Raw genomic sequence first — 19,634 nt, 5'->3', positions numbered from 1 at the left:
TTAAAGCGCTCAGCCTACAGATCTACTTAGCGGATACCAGCACTGTTGATCAGTGCCTATTGGTTTGTATCAGCGTTGGCTTCAGCTCGTTCCACGGCTGATCGTAGATTTGGGTTTGTCAGTAAATGACTGGTGGCTTGGCGAAGGCGTTCTCCCCAGAGCTGCTCTTTCTGGTGTCTTGGTAAGACGTAATTTGGATTTTCTGCGAGGGCTTGGTTGGCAAGTGCGAGTGCTTCTGTGCTGCCAGGGTTGATTTGATTCAATGCAGCCGCAAGGGCAAGCATTGGTTCAGCATTGCGTTTGATTTGTAGTACACGCCGCCAGCGGTTGATGGCAGCTTTGATTTTGCCCATTTCAAACAACACGATTCCTTGGTTATTAACGGCTTCCCAGAATGTTGGCTTTAAGCCGGAGGCTTTTTCAAAAGCCTCGAGAGCGATCTGAAGATTGGCTTGCATCACTCTTGCGTTGCCTAGATCAAAGTAAGCACCAGCATTGTCTGGGTCGAGTTCTAGACCTTGGATGAGGAGGCTCACGGCGTCTGCAGGCCGGTTATCGCGCAGGGCAAGGGAAGCTTCAGCGAACCAAAGGCCTGCTTTCTTGGGGTTGAGTTGTTTTGCTCGCGCTAGAGAATGGCTTGCAGCATCAAGTTGATCGCTGCGTAGTTGGGCTTCTGCAAAAATTGACCAGAGACGCTCATCTTCTGGTTGCAGTCGGACAGCAAGTGCTGCCAATAGCGCGGCCTCTTTTGGTTGACCCAGTTGCAGCAATTGGGCGGCTGTGCGTCCAATGCCGAGGCTGGCTCCTTTTAATTCAAGAGGACTTGGCTCGTAGACGTAGGGAATGAGGGCATGAGTAGGAGGTGTTGCCACAATTGTGGTGATGAGCCCTAGAACAGCTCCTCTGAGCCAGCCGTTAAGCGGTTTATATCGCAGCTGGTTCAGTTTCATTCCATGGATTTAGTTCTTTTGCAGCGTAGGAGGTTTGTTGGTTTGCGTTGAGGCTGCATTGCGACGCCACATCCATGGTTTGATTCTTTTCAGAGCAGATCCGCGTAACTGTTCACTCCAAGTTGTATCGCTCCATGAGAGGGCCTGATTGTGCGTCAGCTTGAGTAACCAATCACGAGGCTGTACATCAGGATCATTGCTATGGGGAAGAGATTGTTGATTCCATGGGCAGACGTCTTGACAGATGTCACATCCGGCGACCCAATCCCCCAAGGACCTCACAATGTTTTCTGGTAAGTCAGGGTTCCGGTTTTCGATTGTGTGGTATGCCAGGCATCGACGTGAATCGATCACAAAGGGTTCGGTGATGGCTTCGGTGGGACACATCTCTAGACAGGATTGGCATTTGCCGCACAGGGACTGGGCGGGTTGGTCTGGGGTGAGTGGTTCGGTGCAAAGAAGATGACCCAGCACCATCCATGAACCTCGCTGGGTATTGATCAGGTTGCTGTGCTTGCCGATCCAACCGAGACCGGCCTCTTCTGCCCAGGCTTTGTCGAGTAATGGAGCGGTATCTACGCAGATTTTCCAGCGGCAGTTAGGTCGCTGTTGTTCAAGCCAGCGACCTACTCTTCGGAGCCTTTGCTTGATCACTCGGTGATAGTCCCGTCCCCATGCATAGCGAGCAACTAATAATTTGCCTGGAACTCTTTGTACATTGACGAAGTAGTTCAGACCTACCGCCAGCAGGCTTGTCATCCCTTCGAGTAGTTGGTCCGCCTGTTGCCTTTGCGATGAGGCCATCCATGCCATGTCGGCCTGATGACCAGCTTTTAGCCAGCGCTGTAGAGCAGCGGAGCGAAGTTGGAGTCGGTCACTACCCGGGAACCTGGCAATTCCTACAGGATCAAAACCTTGTTTTTTTGCTTGCTCTTTGAGCTCATGGCTGAGTTGATCTTGGTTGGCGCAGATTTTCACAACCATCAACCGTACACTTGATTACCTTTTGGCATCGTGCCTTGCCTGCTTCTGAGTTGGGATCAAGTTCAGCCGGTCGTTTAACTCCTTTGATGCGCTGGCTTGGACTCACCCTCGTGATTTTGCTGCTGTTGCAGATGGTTGTCTTGCTTGGTGCAAGCGATTGGGCTTCGGCGGAGTTTCAGCAAGTGATGGTTCAGCGTTTGGTTACGCTTTCTCCGATGGGATTTATAGGTCTGTTGCTGATGTTGATCAGTTCCAGGCTGGATCATCCAGGCAAAGCAAAACTGCCGATTCGCTGGCTGATTTGTGCTTTTTCTAGTCTTTTTGCTATTGCCATGATCGCAGTGATTCCAATGGCGATCTCCGGTAATCAGACCCTCGCTGGACAGGCAAATCAAACTTTGAAGCAAAGGCGAGATCAGCTTGAGGAAGCCCGTAGACAGGCTCAGAACCCTGAAGCTCTCAAGGTCCTTGGTGCTCAGCTTGCACAAGCTGGTCAGTTGCCTGCTACTGCAACAGATGAAGATCAGCAAAAGGCAGCCAATGATTTCGTCGCTGGTCAATTGACTCAGATGGATCAGCAGATCCAGCAAATGGAGCGGCAGCGCAATCTTGCAGTGAATCAGCGTCGTTTTGGTGGCACCCTTAGTGCTGTTGTGCTTGCAGTGGCTTTTGTGTTGCTTGCGCTCACAGCCGTGCTTTAAAACTCGGCAGAAGTCAGACAGCTGGTTAGGTTGGTTCAATCAAGTCCGCTTTTGGCCTCAGACTTTCCTTGGTGCAGTCCAATCCCAGAACAGATCTTCCGCTGACCTCAAGGCTTCAGCAGGATCTCAAGAACGATCTCATTGCAGGGTTGTTGGTAGTCATACCTTTGGCGACAACGATCTGGTTGGCTACCACTGTCAGCAGATTTGTACTGGCATTTCTTACGTCGATCCCCAAACAGGTCAATCCGTTCATCACCCTTAATCCACTTCTTCAGGATCTGATTAATTTGAGCCTGGGCCTTACGGTGCCTTTGCTTGGCATCCTTTTGATTGGCTTGATGGCTCGCAATATTGTTGGACGTTGGCTGCTTGAGTTTGGTGAGGGAACTCTTTCTCGGATACCTCTTGCTGGTTCGGTTTATAAGACCCTTAAGCAGCTTTTGGAAACTTTCCTAAGAGATAATTCGAAGCGTTTTCGTCGAGTGGTGTTGGTGGAATATCCCCGTGAGGGCTTGTTTAGTGTTGGGTTTGTGACCGGTTTGGTAGGTCCCTCACTACAAGCTGAGCTTGATCAGCCTTTGCTGAGTGTGTTTATTCCCACTGCCCCTAATCCCACCACGGGTTGGTATACCTTGGTGCCGGAATCTTCGGTTCGCAATTTAAATATTTCCGTGGAGGATGCTTTCCGCACAATTATTTCAGCAGGAATTGTGAACCCTGATGAACAAGAGCCTCCTATGAATCGCAGTTTCTCAAGTTTGATGACTCAATTGCGTTCTAATACTGCCCCGTCTTCTACGACTACGACCCAGGTTTGAGTTCGTCTCCTCCCGTTTTTGTGTCGATCATGCAGTCCAGATCACTTGCTCGAGAACTGGCTCTTTTGGTGCTTGGTCAGATTCCCGAACGTGAAAGTTCGAGGTTGAAAACAATATCTTTGGAGAGTCTTCTTCAGAAGGCTTTTGATACCCTGAGTCAACATTGGAGAGAGGGTCTTGATACTTGTGCTGTTGAGCTTGAGAATGCTCAACAGCATTTACTCGATAGTGAGTTTCAAGATCGTGATGCGAGCTCTACGAGTCAGGTTCGTGAGCATTTACAGGCTTGTCTTATTGGTGCAGAACAGGTTATTAATGGTGTTTCAACAAGTTTGGAAATCCCCCGTTTGCTGGCGTTAGGAAACCAGGAGCAGATTCGGCTTGGGGCTCTAGAGCGTGTGAGGTTGGTGATAGAACAACGCAACAGCATTGATGCAAGTATTGATGCTGTTATGGAGGGCTGGCGCTTGAGTCGTTTGCCTCGTATTGATCGGGATATCTTGAGGTTGGCTGTGGTGGACTTGACTGCTCTTCAGACTCCATCTGCTGTGGCTTGCAATGAAGCTGTTGAATTGGCCCATCGCTACAGCGATGATCAAGGTCGTCGCATGATTAATGGTGTCTTGAGACGCTTGCATGATGCCTCCACTGTGACGTTGGCCTAATGGTTTACGACTGGTTTAATCGTCAAGCCAGTGACGATGTTTCTACTGAGAAAGTTTTAGAGGAGAAAGCAGAAGGCTCTGAGGAGCTCAGCTCCGATTCCTCTAATAATCAAGAGGAATCTTCTCCAATGAACCAGGAGGAATCCTCTTTGGAGTGGGCTCGCAATGCTTATGCCCGCTTAAAAGCACAGCAAGAGCAGCAGAAAACGTCACAGGCTTCAGTTGAGATTGACTCTGCTAGCGAAACAGCCCTTACTGCGAATGTTCAACCTGAATTGAGTGCTCAGTCTTCAAGTCTTGAGGCTGGGGGTTCTTTATTGGAGCAAGCTGCCCTCCAGAGGCAGTCTCGTCAACAAGAGCTTGAAGCAAGGGTTGAGGAGGTTTCGCCTCAACTAGCTCAGCAATCTCAATTTTCGGAAACCTCGCCTGAACCCAAGCTTGGTGAGTTTGACGAAACCTTTGCGTGGTCTGCAGAAGTGCTTGCCGCACAGGGGCGTAAGCCGGAAAAAATTTCTTTAGAGGAGATTGATTGGTTGGGTCGACTCAGGCGTGGTCTTGAAAAGACCCGTCAAGGTTTTGTCAAAGGCCTTTTGGAAAACCTCGGGGATGACCCCCTTACTCCTGAGGTGCTTGATGACCTTGAAACATTACTTTTGAGAGCTGATGCGGGAGTTGAAGCTACGGATCAAGTTCTCGATGCGCTTCGTCGCCGAATGAACGAAGAAGTTGTGGATCCTGCTGAAGGACTTCGCTTTCTTAAACAACAACTTTGCAATCTTTTGGAGGCTCCGATTCAGGACACTGGCACTGATCTTTTGGCGCCAGAACGGGGTCGTCTCAATATCTGGTTATTTGTGGGAGTGAATGGTGTTGGCAAGACCACCACTCTTGGCAAGTTGGCAAACTTGGCAGTACGCAGTGGTTACAGCGCTTTGATTGCTGCTGCTGACACCTTTCGGGCCGCTGCTGTTGAACAGGTCAAGGTGTGGGGTGCTCGCAGTGGTGTTCCGGTCATAGCCAATTCCACTGCCAATGCTGATCCTGCTGCTGTTGTGTTTGATGCAATTGGTGCGGCCCGATCTAAATCAACAGACCTTGTGCTTGTTGACACAGCTGGTCGTTTGCAGACAAAGCACAATTTGATGGAGGAGCTACAGAAGGTTCGACGAATTATTGATCGTTTAGCACCTGAAGCCAGGGTTGAATCTCTTTTGATACTTGATGCCAGTCAAGGTCAGAACGGATTGCGACAAGCCATGGCTTTTGCCCAGGCGGCCGCTCTTACAGGGGTAGTGATTACCAAGTTGGATGGCACATCTCGTGGTGGAGTGGCCTTAGCGGTGGCTTCAGAAGCGAGGTTGCCGATTCGTTTTATCGGCGCTGGTGAAGGGATCCGTGATTTACGACCGTTCAACAGTTTTGAATTTGTTGAGGCACTCTTGGCTAACTATTGATGTTCTGGCGGCTGCCTGAAGCAGTTGATCTTGCTAACTTTCTAACCCTGCTGTGCCGTTGCTGTGAGCAGTAAGCCGCCACGGCGACATCAGACTCCTTCTTTTCGTAGCGCTTCTCAGCAGGTGTCAGCCTCTACGTCGTTGCGGCAATTGCTTGATAGCTTGTCGAGGGAGCAGCGCCGAAATCAGGACTTGTTGGTTTCGTTGGGTTTTGCCCTGCGCAGTTTCACCAATCTGCATCGTTTTCTCGAATTGGTCCCTGTGGTGGCCTCCCGCCTGGTGGGCGTACAAGGAGCATTGCTTGTGCCTTTTCAGGTTGATGGTCGTTTGTGGAGAGAGCAGCTTCAGGCAGTGCCATTTGATCAGAGTCAGGAATTAGTGAGGCAGTTGGCTTCATTTGAAGCAGGTTTTGCCACAGGTTTCGGTACTGATGAGGCACAGGTTCTTGCTATGGATCAGTTGGTTCAGCGCCATTTGGCTAGGGCCGGGATGTTTGCCACCTCATTAGTTGCTCGCGGGCAGCAGCGTGGCAGGCTTTATGTTTTTGATCCTCAAGCAGCTCTGATTTGGAGTGATGTTCACCGTCGCCATGTGCAGTTGGTGGCTGACCTTACTGGGGTGGCTATTGAGAACGATCTGATGCTTCAGGAGGCTCGTCTTCACGAGCGGGTGGATCGTCAACTCAGTATCGGGGCAGAGATTCAGGCTCAGCTCTTGCCAGATCGTTGTCCTGTGATTGAAGGTGTCGAGCTTGCGGCTCGTTGCCGTCCCGCCTTTCAGGTCGGCGGCGATTATTACGATTTCATCCCTACCCGTCCAGAACTGATCGGTCGACGTAAGGAACGAGGTCGTTGGGGTCTTGTGATGGGAGATGTGATGGGTAAGGGTGTACCTGCTGGTTTATTAATGACCATGCTCAGGGGCATGTTGCGTGCAGAGGTGTTAAGTGGTCTGCCGCCCAATCGGATTCTCCATGATCTCAATCAGCTAGCTCAAGAGGACTTGGCTCAGTCCCATAGGTTTGTGACTCTTTTTTATTCTGACTACGATCCGCGCACGCGTCGTCTTCGCTATGCAAATGCTGCTCATAATCCTCCTCTGATCTGGCGAGCTGAGCAACGCAGTGTGAGTCGGCTTGATGTGCCTGGTTTGCTGATTGGACTTCAGCCAGAGGCGGATTACAGCTGTGGTGAAATTTTGCTCAAGCCTGGTGACGTGATTATTTACTACACAGACGGTGTTACCGAAGCTTCTGGCATCACCGGAGATCGTTTTGATGAAGCTCGCTTGATTCGCACAATGGAGGGATCTTGTCGAAGTGGTTTAGGCGCACAGGGGATTCTTGATCAGTTATTTGCCCGTTTGGATCGGTTTGTCGGTGTGGACCATCAACTGGAAGATGATGCCTCAATGGTGGTTTTGAAAGTGCCAGAGGAGGTAACGCTGCCGTCTGTGTCCCTGGCCTGACAAGCTGTTGACTCGCTGCTCATGAAGGGATGGCAGGTGGAGTAACCGGTGGTTCTGCAGAAGGCTGGAGCAAAAGGTTTGAAGAGGGATTGCATCCGGTTATTGAGCGGTTCAATGCTTCCATCAGCTTTGACATCACTCTGCTCCAAGAAGATTTAGATGGGTCTATCGCTCATGCACGCATGCTTGGCGAATGTGGAGTGATCAGTCTTGAAGAGGCGGCTCAGCTTGAGGGCGGCCTTGAGAAAATCCGCTCAGAGGCAGCGGCAGGAGAGTTTCAGCCAGGACTTGTTGATGAAGATGTTCATTTCGCTGTTGAACGGCGCCTGATCGCTTTATTAGGGCCTGTCGGTAAGAAACTTCATACCGGCCGAAGTCGCAATGATCAGGTAGGCACGGATCTGCGCTTGTGGTTACGGCGTCGCTTGGATGATTTGGATTGTGTATTGGAGCGGTTTCAGCATGCTCTTTTGACACAGGCAGAATCCCATCGTCAAACTTTGATTCCCGGATACACCCACTTACAGCGTGCCCAGCCGCTTTGCTTGGCCCATCATCTTTTGGCTTATATCGAGATGATCCAAAGGGATAGAGATCGGCTTAAAGATGTTCGCGGACGAGTCAATATTTCGCCGCTTGGCGCGGCTGCCCTTGCAGGAACATCAGTGCCTATTGATCGCCAAAATACAGCAGCAGCACTTGGCTTTGAGTGTATTTACGCGAATAGTCTGGATGCGGTAAGTGATCGCGATTTTGCTGTTGAGTACACAGCGGCGGCTTCGTTGGTCATGGTCCATCTCAGTCGCCTGGCGGAGGAGGTGATTTTCTGGGCGTCTGAGGAATTTGCATTTGTGCGTCTTAGCGACCGTTGTGCCACTGGCAGCAGCTTGATGCCTCAGAAGAAGAATCCTGATGTGCCTGAATTGGTACGAGGCAAATGTGGTCGTGTGTTTGGTCACCTTCAGGGTCTCCTGACCATGATTAAGGGATTGCCATTGGCTTACAACAAGGATTTTCAGGAGGATAAGGAAGCTCTCTTTGACACCGTTCGCACTACTAAAGATTGTGTGGAAGCCATGTCGATTTTGATGGAGCAAGGGTTGGAGTTTTGTTCGGAACGCTTGGCAGCTGCCGTTGAATCCGATTTTTCCAATGCCACTGATGTGGCTGACTACCTGGTTGCTAAAGGAGTGCCCTTTCGGGAGGCCTACCAATTGGTGGGTGCGGTTGTGAAGCGTTGTTTAGACGAAGGGATTTTGCTTTGTGATCTAAGCCTTGAACAATGGCAGGAATTTCACTCCGCTATTGCTGAGGATTTGCATGAAGCATTGGCTCCAAAGCGGGTTGTGGCTGTGCGGATTAGTGAAGGTGGCACTGGTTTTGATCGAGTTGAGGAGCAACTGCGTCACTGGCGTAGCCGCCTTGATTCCGGACTGTCATGATCGAAATGCCTCGGCGGGTCTACGCTGATGGCGCCAAAGGTGGATTGATTCATTCCCGAATCATGAACTAATGGCTATACCTGGCCAATTGGTCCACTACTTTTTTTACGGTCCACAAGGAAAGTGAGTATTTTTGTCGGCAATCTTCCCTTCCGCGCTGAGCAGGAAGACGTTATTGAATTGTTTGCACCTTTTGGTGAGGTTGCGAATTGTGCTTTGCCCTTGGAACGCGACACAGGACGCAAAAGGGGCTTTGCTTTTGTTGAGATGGCTGATGAGTCAGCTGAGCCTGCGGCTATCGAGGCTCTTCAAGGGGCGGAAATGATGGGTCGCCCTTTGAGGATTAATAAGGCAGAGCCACGTGGCAGTGCGCCCCGTCGTGGTGGCGGCGGCGGATATGGCGGTGGCGGCGGTGGATATGGCGGCGGCGGCGGTGGATATGGCGGCGGCGGCGGCGGTGGAGATCGTGGTTCCGGAGCTCGTGGTTGGGAAGATCGCAGTTATGGCGGAGCTTCTCCTGAAACAAGTTCCTATGACGAGGGTCGCACTCGTCGTCGTAGGGGAGGCGCTGCACCTGAGGGTGAAGGTGGTGACAGCTACAGCGGATATGAGGGAGCGGAGGGCTGAGTTAAGTCCTTAAAGCCCGGCATCTTCAAGTTGCTGGGCTGCTTTTTGTAGCACTCTTAGATCGGCATCGGCTTTTTGAGCCTTGATGCCAAGCTCTCGCCGCCAGGCTTTGGCGCCCGGTACCCCTTCAACGAGTTGTAAAAGATGTCGGCAAAGATCCCATAGCCGGCCACCTCGGCTTAGGTGGTTTTCGGCATGAGGGAGTAATCCTCCTATGACTTGAGAAGCATTGATTGAGCGTGGTTGTTCTCCATAGACCAGCTCATCCATGCTCTGCCAGCGGAGCGGATGCGCATACGCTGCTCGCCCCACCATTGCCCCATCACAGGTTTGCAGCGCTGTTAGGCAGTCGGCAGGGTGTTCTAGTCCTCCATTGATTTCAATAGTGAGCTGCGGGCGTTGTTGCTTGAGATGGGTGACTCGTTGATGTTGAAGTGGTGGAATCGTGCGGTTTTGTTTGGGGTCAAGCCCTTCTAGCCAGGCTTTTCGTGCATGCACAGTAAAGCGAGTGGCTCCTGCGATGGACACTCGGTCGACAAAGGTCATGAGTAGAGCGTCGCTATCGAAATCATCAATTCCTAGACGGTGTTTCACTGTGACTGGAAGAGGGCTCGCCATCGCCATCGCTTCAACACAACGTGCGACTTGATCAGGTTTAGCCATTAGGCAGGCACCGAAGTTGCCTGCTTTTGCTCTTGAGCTGGGACATCCCACGTTGAGGTTGATTTCGTCGTAGCCCCAGGCATCGGCTAGACGCGCTGCTTCTGCAAGCATTTTTGGATCATCGCCTCCTACTTGTAGAGACAGGGGATGCTCGATGATGTCGAAATCGAGCAGATGATCAAGACGGTTGCTGTGATGCAGAGCTTGGGCCACCAACATTTCCGTGTACAGCAACGCCCGGCGACTGATTTGTCGCATTAGTACCCTGAAGTGTCGATCTGTGCAGTCGAGCATTGGAGCCACGCTGAACCGATAAGCACCATCAACCTGTGGCGTGAAAGGAGCCATCATTGATTCATGCTGCCTTCATAGTTGTGTTGCGCTTTCCTAGAAAGAAGGTCATTGATTTTGGCTGCGCTTATGCCCATTACTGCTTTGCTATTGAGTCGTCGTTCTCTGCTGATAGCCACTATTGCAGGAGCCTTTGGTGTTTATAGGAGACCTGCAGCAGCCTTTGCTGCTACGAGGGCTGAGGATCTTGATTGGTCGCTTAGTAATGAGCAGTGGGCAAAGCGTCTTTCCCCTGAGGCTTATCGGGTGCTTCGAGAGGAGGGAACCGAGCGCCCTTTTACGAGTTCTCTCAACAAGGAGAAGCGTGTGGGCATCTATCACTGTGCAGGTTGCGATCTGCCGTTGTTTTCTTCTGCGGCGAAATTCGATAGTGGTACTGGCTGGCCAAGTTTCTGGGAGCCCCTTGCTGGAGCTATTCAAACGAAAGTAGATTTCAAATTGATTATTCCTCGCAGCGAATATCATTGCCGGCGCTGTGGCGGTCATCAGGGACATGTCTTCAATGATGGTCCCAGGCCAACCGGCAAGCGCTATTGCAATAACGGAGTTGCCCTTACTTTCCGACCCGCCAGTTGATTTGATCGTTGTTGGTGGTGGTGCCTCAGGTTTTTTTGGGGCAATCACTGCGGCTGAGGAGGGTTTGGCTTTTGTGCATGTGTTGGAGGCCACCTCTGAGCCATTGACGAAGGTGAAGATCAGTGGTGGCGGCCGTTGCAACGTGACTCATGCCTGCTGGGAGCCAGGTGATTTGGTGACCAATTACCCCCGAGGTGGCCGCCCATTGCGGGGCCTCTTTAGCCGTTTTGCTACCGGTGATGCGGTGGCTTGGTTTGCCGATCGGGGCCTGGAGCTTGTGGCAGAGCCGGATGGGCGGATGTTCCCTGTGGCTAATTGCTCCTCTGCAGTGGTGGCGTGTCTGCAGCAGGCAGCAGTGGTGGCTGGGGTCCGCTTGCGCAGTCAGAAGCTTGTAAAGAGTTTGGAGCGTCTGGGTGCTGCAGGGTTTTTAGTTCAATGTCGGGATGGCTCTTCTTTTGAGGCTCAAAGGGTTTTATTGGCTACGGGTGGGCATCCCAGTGGTCGTCGCTTGGCGGCAGCGATGGGTCATCAGCTTGTCCCGTCTGTTCCTTCTCTGTTCAGTCTTGCTCTGGAGGCACCTGCGTTAATCGCCTGTTCTGGTTTGGCTCTCGATGGCGTTCATCTCAGTCTTAAGGCAGGAGGTCAAAACTTTCAGCAGACCGGCAGGGTGTTGATTACTCATTGGGGATTAAGTGGGCCGGCCATTCTGCGGCTTACTGCTTTTGCTGCAAGGGTTTTGCAAGGTGATCACTATCGGGGAAAACTTTTTGTCAATTGGCTTGGCATGAGTAGTCACAATCTGGTGAAGCAGTCACTGCGTGACCTACGTCATCACCAAGGTAGACGCACTCTGGGATCAGCTCGTCCTGTGCCTAACTTGCCCCGTCGTCTTTGGTTGTCCTTGTTGGTTCAAGTGGGTGCTAATCCGGATTTGCGTTGGGCGGATTGTCCTGCCCGTTTGGAACGTCTTTTGTTTGAAGCTTTGGTTTCCAGCTGTTACTCAATCGGTGGCAAGGGGCCATTTGGAGAAGAGTTCGTTACGGCTGGGGGAGTGCAGTTGGGTGAGGTGAATCTCGCGACGATGGAGAGTCGAGTGTGTCCAGGCCTTTATTTTGCTGGGGAACTTCTTGATGTGGATGGGCTGACGGGAGGGTTCAACTTTCAGCATTGTTGGACCAGCGGTTGGCTTGCTGGTCAGGCCATTGCAAAGGGTTTGCAGCTTGCTACTGGATCTGATCAAACACGGTGAACATGGGGAGATACATCGCCAGCAGGATGGAGCCCACGATGCCACCTACTACTACGATCATCGCGGGCTCAAGCGCTGAGGTAAGAGCTTTCACCGTGGTAGAGACCTCATCTTCGTAAAAATCAGCCACCTTGCTGATCATTTGATCCATATCTCCGGTTTCCTCGCCAATGGCCAGCATGCTTAAGGCCATTTCTGGAAGCACTTTTTGGCGAATCAAGGCAACACTAAGGAGCACCCCTTCCTGCACAAGGGTGCGTGATTCAAGAATGGCGTCGGAAATGATTGTATTGCCAGCGGTTTCACTGGCAATTTCTAGTGACATCAGGATTGGTACGCCTGCTTTGATCAGTGAGCTGAAGATTCTGCAGAATTGAGCTGTGGCAGTTTTGATGATTAGATCTCCGAATAGGGGAATTCGCAGCGTCAGTCGATCGATCTGACGTCGTCCTTGGTAAGTGGCGTAGTAGCGGTTGAAAATCAAAGCGCACACCACTAGGACACCTGCTAATAGCAGGGAATAGGAGGAGCGCAATAAGTTGCTTAGGTCGACCATCAACTGGGTGAATAGCGGCAGCTCGGCGCCTAAATCTTCAAAGATGCCTGCAAAGGTGGGGATTAAGAAGATGGTCATGCCTAGGAATACGAGGATCGCTATCACCAGCACGGCGACTGGGTATCCCAGGGCCCCTTTGATTTGGTTCTTGAGTCGGGCATTGTCTTCTAATAGCTTGGCGAGTCGCTTGAGAGCTTCATCCAAAACACCACCAGCTTCTCCGGCTGCCACCATGGCGATACTTAGTTGATCGAATACCTTTGGCCACTTGCGCATAGCAGTGCCCATGGCACTGCCTTCATTTACATCAAGAGACACCTTCATCAAGGCACGTTTGAACATAGGCAAGCGCTGCTGACTAGCCATTAGGTCGAGACTGCGCACGATCGGAACGCCTGCATCTACCAGAGTTGCGAATTTGTTTGCGAAAACTGCTTTTTCTTTTACACCTGGAGGCTTTTCGAAAGCTGCACTTAGATCGATGGAAAAGAGTCCAATTTTTGATGATTCTGTGTTGTTTTGGCGGTCAATTTTTTTGCTATTTTCTTGTCCTTTATTGTTGAGGGTTGCTTGCAGGTCAGTTGCTCGTATTCCACGACGACGTAGTAACTTTTTTGCTGTTGTTAGGTCGGCCGCTTTGATGGTCATCGTGCGTGTTTGACCACTTGCAGATTCGTAGGTTGCGACAAAGGAGGTCATCGCTTAGTTCTGACTCTTAGCCATCGTTGAGGAGTTGCTCCAGTTCGCTGGGTTTACTGGCTTTGGCGATGGCTTCAGAGCGGCTAATTTCACCTTGTTTAGTCAGACTCGCAAGGGCTTTTTCTAGTGTTTGCATCCCTAGTTCTCCTCCGGTTTGAATTTGGGAGTAGAGCTGTGCAGTTTTGCCTTCTCTGATCAGGTTTGCTGTGGCTGGGGTGTTGATCAAGATTTCTTGAGCCATGACTCGCCCAAACTGTTCTGGTTGTGGATTTTGGCGACGGCAGAGTGTTTGCGAAAAAATGGCTAGCAGGCTTCCTGAGAGTTGAACTCTGATTTGGGTTTGTTGGTTTGGGGGGAAAACATCGACCATGCGATCGACCGTTTGTGCCGCTGAGTTGGTGTGCAGGGTGCCGAACACGAGGTGACCTGTTTCGGCGGCGCTGATGGCCAGTTGAATGGTTTCCAGGTCGCGCATTTCGCCCACTAGGATCACATCAGGATCTTCACGTAGTGCCGCACGCAGGGCATTGCCAAAACTGCGTGTGTCTTCATTGAGCTGTCGCTGGTGCACAAGGCTGAGATCGCTTTTGTATACGAATTCGATTGGATCTTCGATCGTGAGGATATGTTCGCTTCTGGTGTGATTGATGTGGTCCAGCAGGGAAGCCAGGGTTGTTGTTTTGCCTGATCCGGTTGGTCCTGTTACTAGCACTAATCCCCTTGGTCGTTTGCTGGTTTCGATGACTACTGGTGGCAGGTTGAGACTTTCAATACTCGGGATCGTGCTACCAAGAGCCCGTAGACAGGCGGCGTAACTTCCCTTCTGTCGATAGACATTCACACGAAAGCGCGCCACACCCTTTAGCCCATAGGCACAGTCAAGCTCCCAGGTTTGTTCAAGAGTCTTTCTCTGACTGTTGTTGAGCATTGAGAAAATCAGCTTGTTGCATGTTTCTTCGGATAGGGGGGTATTGGTCATTGGCTTTAATTCACCGCTGAATCGTCCATACGGGGGCTGGCCGGTAGCAATGTGAAGATCACTGCCGCCACCTTGAACAAGCTGTTCCATCAGGTCCTCGATCATTAGATCCATGACGGGCCCTTCATTGGCGTGCGGTTAGACAGTAGGGACATTCCAGCCAGTCGTCTTGGAGGCCTGCCCCGCAGACGTTGCAGGTGACAGTGCTAAGGGCTCTGGCGCGGCGCTCTGATTCCAATCCGGAATCGGTGAGGATCATTCGTTCTACTTCTTCAAGGGTGGTGTGGCCTTCTCGCACCAGGTCAAGGCTGTAGCCCAACAGAGTTTTCATACCAGCCTCGAGCGCCAGACGTCTTACCAAATCAGTAGTGGCACCTTTGGCGACGGCTGTAGCGAGCTCTTCGTTCATGCGCAGTACTTCATAGACACCAACTCGGCCCTTGTAGCCGCTGCCTTGACAGTTGGGGCACGGCTGTTTTTCTTGAGCGTGATGGTGGGCCTTGAAAAAGGTCACGCCAGTTTCTTTATGGGCAATCAATCCAAATCGACCCAGTTCTTTTTCAGTTGGGTGATAGGGCTTACGACAAGAACTGCATACTCTTCGTAGAAGTCTTTGAGAGACGATGCCAATCAACGAGGCGCTCACCATGAATGGTTCCACGCCCATCTCGTTGAGGCGGGCGATGGCACTTGATGCGTCATTGCAATGCAGCGTGGTTAGCACCAGATGACCAGTCAGTGCGGCTTCGATGGCGGTTTTTGCGGTTTCTAGGTCACGGGTTTCACCGACCAGCAGAACGTCTGGGTCTTGACGCATGAAGGCTCTCAGTGCAGTACTGAAATCGAAGCCTTTTTCCCTGTTCACTTGACATTGGGTAATCCCAGGGAGGGTGTATTCGATGGGATCTTCTACGGTGGAAATGTTGATACCAGGCTCGTTGCGTTCTGCCAGTAGGGAGTAAAGGGTTGTTGACTTGCCTGATCCTGTTGGACCTGTCACAAGGATCATGCCGAAGGGCTTAGAGCCCAAGTTGCGTACGAGAGAGAGAGCACTTGGGTTGCTGATCAGTTTGTCTAGCCCGAGTTGTGTAGCACTGCTGTCGAGGAGTCGCAGACAGATTTTTTCCCCGTAACGGCTGGGCAGGCTATTAACCCTGAAATCGACCATACGATTGCGATATGTGCGACGAATGCGACCGTCCTGAGCCATGCGCCGTTCTGCGATGTCTAGGTCGGCCATGATCTTGAAGCGTGAGGTAACAGCAGGGATCAACCGGCTCGGGAGGGGTTCGATATAGCGTTGCAATACACCGTCTTGACGGAAGCGAATCTGTAGTCCGTCTTGTTGCGGCTCAACGTGTACGTCGCTGGCTTCTGTTTGCAGTGCCTCTAGCAGTATGCGGTCCACCAGGTTGATGACTGGTGAGCTGTCTGAGTCCATCAAGCTGGACTCCAAATCCTCTACGGAACTAGCAAGTCTGGCTTGTTCTTCAGGATCTTCTTCGAGCATGCCTTCTGCACTAAATCCTGCCAGCAGGGAGGTTGGTGTTTGTGCAATTGGCTTTGTTGATTTTGACTTGGATGCAGATTCAACGTGCTGCTCAGATCTCATTGGTGCAAGTAGCTGGCTGATGTCGGATGCCAGCGCGAGACGGAATTCTGTGCTGAAGCCTTGGGACTGCAGCACTGAGATCAGTTGATTTTTGGTTTGCTCATTGCATTGGTCCGAGATGGCTACAACCAAATGTTGGTTGTGCATGTTGATTGGCAGGGCCTGGAATTGTTGCCACGTTGAGATGTCAAGCGTGGTTTGGTTGGCCATTAGCTCCACTCCGACAACAAGTTCTTCTTGGCTAAGCACACTGACTTGTAGGAGCAGTTCCAGTTCCAGTCGCTCCTGGATGCTGTTGGTTGCTTTGGGGATTGGTCGGCCCTGGGTCACGAAGAAGAAATGAAATTGGAGGTGCGGGCTTCCGCCGCTTGTGGGAGGTGTGCTACTCCCATCAACATGTATAGACGTGAATTTGCAACCGGTCAGCATGAGTGGCGACGCCCCTACCCCAGCTCACGATCCTGCTGCTGAGGGTTTAGAGGCTTCCTTGCCTCTGGAATCAGTGGCATCTATGAATTCAGACGAGGGTCAGCCTTCAGCTCAATCTGCACCATTAGCGGATAATGAGGCTCGCTTACAGCAGTTGGAGCAGGAGCACAGCAGCCTGCGGGAAGAGCACGAAACTCTTCGTAGTCAGTACATGCGGATTGCTGCAGATTTCGATAATTTCCGCAAACGTCAGAGTCGCGATCAGGACGATCTGCGATTGCAGCTCATCTGTACTACTTTGAGTGAAATTCTGCCGGTGGTGGACAATTTTGAGCGAGCTCGTCAGCAATTAGAGCCTCAGGGAGAGGAGGCCCAGGCTCTTCATCGCAGTTATCAGGGTCTTTATAAACAGCTTGTTGAGGTGCTCAAGCAATTGGGCGTTGCTTCAATGCGGGTTGTTGGACAGGCGTTTGATCCCACGCTCCATGAGGCTGTTTCAAGAGAGCCCAGTGAGGAGCATCCAGAGGATGTAGTCACAGAGGAGCTTCAGCGTGGATATCACCTCAATGGCAGGGTGCTTCGCCATGCTCTTGTGAAGGTGTCTATGGGACCAGGCCCGCAGAGTGGCGCCTCTCCTTCTTCAGCTCAATCCAATGATGACTCCACTGCAACTTTTCAAGGTGAGGCAGATCCTGATCAACCAGGGGTCTGATTGCATGCTGTTGCCCTTTAGGGTGAAGGAGTGTTGACGAGCTGATGGCTGATTATTACGACCTGCTAGGGGTCAGCAAAGATGCTGATGGCGATACCCTGAAGCGGGCTTATCGCCGTTTGGCACGTCAGTATCACCCAGATATCAATAAGGATCCTGGTGCAGAGGATCGTTTCAAGGAGATCGGTCGTGCTTATGAGGTGCTTAGTGATCCTCAGACTCGTGGCCGTTATGACCAATTTGGCGAGGCTGGGCTTGGGGGTGCAGGGGGCATGCCCGATGTGGGAGATATGGGTGGCTTTGCCGATCTCTTTGAGACCTTTTTTAGTGGTTTTGGTGGGGCTGGTGGATCTGGTGGTGGTCGTCCACGAAGACGGGGACCGCAGCAAGGAGATGATCTTCGCTACGACTTGAAGATTGATTTTGAGCAAGCTGTTTTCGGACAGGAACGAGAAATCAAAATTCCCCATCTTGAAACTTGCGACACCTGTAACGGCACTGGAGCCAAGGTGGGTAGTGGACCAACGACCTGTTCCACTTGTGGTGGTGTTGGTCAGGTGCGACGAGCGACCAGAACACCTTTCGGGAGTTTCACTCAGGTGGCGGAATGTCCCAGTTGTGAAGGTACTGGACAGGTGATTTCAGATCCTTGTGGTGCATGTGCTGGCCAGGGTGTACGTCAGGTTCGCAAGAAATTGCGCATCAATATTCCCGCTGGGGTTGATACCGGAACTCGTCTGAGAGTTGCCGGTGAGGGAAATGCTGGTTTGCGGGGTGGACCTTCTGGAGACCTTTACGTATTTTTGACGGTGAAATCCCATCCCCAATTGCGACGTGATGGGATTACGGTGCTTTCAGAAGTCAACGTGAGTTACCTCCAAGCAATCCTTGGAGACATCATTGAGGTTGATACGGTTGATGGCAACACCAGTCTTGAGATTCCTGCTGGAACGCAGCCCAATGCTGTACTAATCCTTGAAAACAAGGGTATTCCTAAGCTAGGTAACCCAGTAGCAAGAGGTAATCAGCGCATTTCTATCAATGTGAAGTTGCCCATTCGTCTTTCTGATGAGGAGAGGGGCTTGCTTGAAGATCTGGCTGGCCATCATTCCGCTAAAGGTAGGCAGCATCACCACCACAACAGTGGTTTGTTTGCTCGTTTGTTTGGTCAGAAAGGATGACCGCCCAGCTGGTTCCTGATCAGCAGATTGATTTGCGTGGCACTCCCTGCCCGATCAATTTTATTCGCTGTCGCTTGGCTCTCGAGGGTCTTAAGGCCAAGGAACGTCTTCAGGTGGATCTTGACCGTGGGGAACCTGAGGCGATGGTGGTGCCAGGGTTAGTAGAGGCAGGCCATCGCGTCGAGATTATTGCTCAGGGAAACACTTGGTTGAGGTTGATGGTGACCTGTGGCGGCGGCTGAGGCACCGCGGCTTGCAGGGATGGTGGTGGCCTTACAAGCCAATTTTCTCGAGGTAGAACTCGAGACTTTTAATCCGTCTTCATTGGTGAGCTGGACACGATCAACTGATGCTGAACCATTGCGCTTGCTTTGTACTCGTCGAACGCGCCTTGACCATCGCGGGGCTGCAGTGCATGTGGGGGATCGAGTTTGGGTGGAAGCAATCGATTGGCAGGAGCGTCGAGCTGTGGTTGGTGATGTGGAACCTAGGCAGAGTTGGATCAACCGCCCGCCAGTCGCCAACGTTACGGCTGTTGTTGTTGCCTTGGCAGTCAAGCAGCCTTGCTTTGACGCTGACCAAGCGAGTCGTTTTCTACTGTCCGCTGAGCAGACTGGTGTTGATGTTCACCTCATCCTCACCAAACGCGACCTGATCACTTCGGATCAGCTCGAGCAGCAGCTAGTGCGGCTAAGGGGTTGGGGGTATCGGCCTATGGCGGTCTCTGTGCAGACCGGAGAGGGGTTGGGTGCCCTAAAAAACAAACTCAGCAGTACACGACTTGCTGTCTTTTGTGGTCCTTCAGGTGTGGGTAAGACCAGTTTGCTCAATCAGCTCTTACCCGAGCTATCCCTGCGCGTAGGCGCTGTTTCTGGAAGATTACAACGTGGCAGGCATACCACTCGTCATGTTGAACTCTTTCGACTGTGTGAAGGATCTCTTGTTGCTGATACACCAGGGTTTAATCGACCTGAACTTCCTGCTGATCCGCGCAAGCTTGCGGTGTTGTTCCCTGAACTTGATGGACAGCTTGAAGATTATCCCTGCAGATTTAGGGATTGTTTCCATCGTGATGAGCCCGGTTGTGGGGTCGACAAAAGTTGGGAACGATATCCAATCTATAAGCGTTTTTTGGAGGAGATGGAGTGCCTCAGTCGCTCATCCCGGGGAGGTTCAGGTTCAGGCCTCCTGTAAGTTCTTCCATTTGCTCTTTCATGGTGGTGGTGGAGTGCTCATAGGCGGATTGAAGAGCGGCCAAGATCGCGGTTTCGCTGGCATCTTGTCCTTCGGCAAGCAGTGAGGGTTCAAGGCGCACACGCAGTGGTTGCTGGTTGCCAGATAGCCAGATACTTGCTCTGCCGTCTGGGCTGCTGCCCTCAATTTCCATGGCATCTAGCTCTTCCTGCAGTTTTTGGGCGTTTTGTTGGATTTGTTGGGCCTTGCGGAAGGCTTCGGTGAGTTGGCCGAAATTGGGAAGTCCGAACCCTGCCATTGCGTTGCTGGAGGAATGGGCAGA

General features: G+C 51.7%; 20 protein-coding genes. 13 read left to right on the top strand and 7 right to left on the bottom strand.

The features are described 5' to 3' along the window. Positions 1-56: 56 nt before the first annotated feature. Both PMIT1303_RS09850 and queG read right to left on the bottom strand, forming a co-directional pair. Entirely contained in the window at positions 57-950 is an 894-nt protein-coding gene (locus PMIT1303_RS09850; RefSeq protein WP_063398565.1) for a hypothetical protein, read from the bottom strand. Positions 951-959: 9 nt separating this feature from the next. Further along, entirely contained in the window at positions 960-1,934 is a 975-nt protein-coding gene (gene queG, locus PMIT1303_RS09845) for a tRNA epoxyqueuosine(34) reductase QueG (RefSeq protein ID WP_063398564.1), read from the bottom strand. 86 nt (positions 1,935-2,020) lie between these two features. Between queG and PMIT1303_RS09840 the strand changes: the two genes are divergently transcribed. From PMIT1303_RS09840 to PMIT1303_RS09810, 7 genes are all read left to right on the top strand, one after another. Next, on the top strand, positions 2,021-2,635 hold the full coding sequence (locus tag PMIT1303_RS09840) for an HpsJ family protein (RefSeq protein WP_063394992.1): 615 nt from the start codon (positions 2,021-2,023) through the stop codon (positions 2,633-2,635). 68 nt (positions 2,636-2,703) lie between these two features. Then, a complete protein-coding gene (locus tag PMIT1303_RS09835) occupies positions 2,704-3,456 on the top strand; it encodes a DUF502 domain-containing protein (RefSeq protein ID WP_041374634.1) in 753 nt (250 codons plus the stop codon). Between the two features lie 29 nt (positions 3,457-3,485). Then, the gene (nusB, locus tag PMIT1303_RS09830) at positions 3,486-4,121 is read left to right on the top strand and encodes a transcription antitermination factor NusB (protein WP_063398563.1); all 636 of its coding nucleotides are present in this window, start codon (positions 3,486-3,488) and stop codon (positions 4,119-4,121) included. Continuing rightward, positions 4,121-5,575, top strand: a complete 1,455-nt coding sequence (gene ftsY / locus PMIT1303_RS09825) for a signal recognition particle-docking protein FtsY (RefSeq protein WP_011824701.1) — start codon at positions 4,121-4,123, stop codon at positions 5,573-5,575. Before nusB ends, ftsY begins: the two co-directional genes overlap by 1 nt. Positions 5,576-5,638: 63 nt before the next feature. Continuing rightward, positions 5,639-7,042, top strand: coding sequence for a PP2C family protein-serine/threonine phosphatase (locus tag PMIT1303_RS09820; protein WP_011824702.1), 1,404 nt, complete (start codon positions 5,639-5,641; stop codon positions 7,040-7,042). 29 nt (positions 7,043-7,071) lie between these two features. Further along, positions 7,072-8,484: an argininosuccinate lyase gene (gene argH / locus PMIT1303_RS09815; protein ID WP_063398562.1), complete on the top strand. Its 1,413-nt coding sequence runs from the start codon at positions 7,072-7,074 to the stop codon at positions 8,482-8,484. 123 nt (positions 8,485-8,607) lie between these two features. Then, entirely contained in the window at positions 8,608-9,111 is a 504-nt protein-coding gene (locus PMIT1303_RS09810) for an RNA-binding protein (protein ID WP_063398561.1), read from the top strand. Positions 9,112-9,120: 9 nt separating this feature from the next. Here PMIT1303_RS09810 and dusA read toward each other — a convergent pair whose 3' ends face one another. Further along, complete coding sequence (gene dusA, locus PMIT1303_RS09805) at positions 9,121-10,125, bottom strand: tRNA dihydrouridine(20/20a) synthase DusA (protein ID WP_063398560.1); 1,005 nt, start codon at positions 10,123-10,125, stop codon at positions 9,121-9,123. 69 nt (positions 10,126-10,194) lie between these two features. Between dusA and msrB the strand changes: the two genes are divergently transcribed. Both msrB and PMIT1303_RS09795 read left to right on the top strand, forming a co-directional pair. Continuing rightward, on the top strand, positions 10,195-10,701 hold the full coding sequence (gene msrB / locus PMIT1303_RS09800) for a peptide-methionine (R)-S-oxide reductase MsrB (protein ID WP_063398947.1): 507 nt from the start codon (positions 10,195-10,197) through the stop codon (positions 10,699-10,701). Continuing rightward, positions 10,628-11,950 (top strand): NAD(P)/FAD-dependent oxidoreductase, encoded by a 1,323-nt coding sequence (locus PMIT1303_RS09795; protein WP_063398559.1) that lies wholly within the window; start codon positions 10,628-10,630, stop codon positions 11,948-11,950. Before msrB ends, PMIT1303_RS09795 begins: the two co-directional genes overlap by 74 nt. Here PMIT1303_RS09795 and PMIT1303_RS09790 read toward each other — a convergent pair. Genes PMIT1303_RS09790 through PMIT1303_RS09780 form a run of 3 tightly spaced genes read right to left on the bottom strand, consistent with a single transcriptional unit; the run spans position 11,925 to position 16,225 of the window. Beyond that, complete coding sequence (locus tag PMIT1303_RS09790; RefSeq protein ID WP_063398558.1) at positions 11,925-13,205, bottom strand: type II secretion system F family protein; 1,281 nt, start codon at positions 13,203-13,205, stop codon at positions 11,925-11,927. The genes PMIT1303_RS09795 and PMIT1303_RS09790 overlap by 26 nt on opposite strands. A 16-nt stretch (positions 13,206-13,221) precedes the next feature. After that, positions 13,222-14,298: a type IV pilus twitching motility protein PilT gene (locus PMIT1303_RS09785; protein ID WP_063398557.1), complete on the bottom strand. Its 1,077-nt coding sequence runs from the start codon at positions 14,296-14,298 to the stop codon at positions 13,222-13,224. A 10-nt stretch (positions 14,299-14,308) separates the two neighbouring features. Then, positions 14,309-16,225 (bottom strand): GspE/PulE family protein, encoded by a 1,917-nt coding sequence (locus PMIT1303_RS09780; RefSeq protein ID WP_063398556.1) that lies wholly within the window; start codon positions 16,223-16,225, stop codon positions 14,309-14,311. Between PMIT1303_RS09780 and grpE the strand changes: the two genes are divergently transcribed. From grpE to rsgA, 4 genes are read left to right on the top strand one after another with little or no spacing between them, the layout of a single operon-like run. Beyond that, the gene (gene grpE / locus PMIT1303_RS09775; protein ID WP_063398555.1) at positions 16,224-16,937 is read left to right on the top strand and encodes a nucleotide exchange factor GrpE; all 714 of its coding nucleotides are present in this window, start codon (positions 16,224-16,226) and stop codon (positions 16,935-16,937) included. The genes PMIT1303_RS09780 and grpE overlap by 2 nt on opposite strands. A gap of 44 nt (positions 16,938-16,981) precedes the next feature. Next, positions 16,982-18,118: a molecular chaperone DnaJ gene (dnaJ, locus tag PMIT1303_RS09770; protein ID WP_063398554.1), complete on the top strand. Its 1,137-nt coding sequence runs from the start codon at positions 16,982-16,984 to the stop codon at positions 18,116-18,118. Then, entirely contained in the window at positions 18,115-18,360 is a 246-nt protein-coding gene (locus PMIT1303_RS09765; RefSeq protein ID WP_063398553.1) for a sulfurtransferase TusA family protein, read from the top strand. The genes dnaJ and PMIT1303_RS09765 overlap by 4 nt, the downstream gene beginning before the upstream one ends. Next, positions 18,347-19,312 carry a ribosome small subunit-dependent GTPase A gene (gene rsgA, locus PMIT1303_RS09760; protein WP_063398552.1) on the top strand — a complete coding sequence of 322 codons (966 nt, stop codon included), beginning with the start codon at positions 18,347-18,349 and terminating at the stop codon, positions 19,310-19,312. The genes PMIT1303_RS09765 and rsgA overlap by 14 nt, the downstream gene beginning before the upstream one ends. Here the strand turns inward: rsgA and PMIT1303_RS09755 are convergent. Next, positions 19,269-19,610, bottom strand: coding sequence for a YbaB/EbfC family nucleoid-associated protein (locus PMIT1303_RS09755; RefSeq protein WP_011824714.1), 342 nt, complete (start codon positions 19,608-19,610; stop codon positions 19,269-19,271). The genes rsgA and PMIT1303_RS09755 overlap by 44 nt on opposite strands. Positions 19,611-19,634 lie beyond the last annotated feature (24 nt).

The organism is Prochlorococcus sp. MIT 1303 (genome assembly GCF_001631965.1).
GTDB classification, from domain to species: domain Bacteria; phylum Cyanobacteriota; class Cyanobacteriia; order PCC-6307; family Cyanobiaceae; genus Prochlorococcus; species Prochlorococcus marinus_D.
The sequence above is the reverse complement of the archived record's forward strand: the minus strand, read 5'-3'. Positions and strand labels throughout refer to the sequence as shown.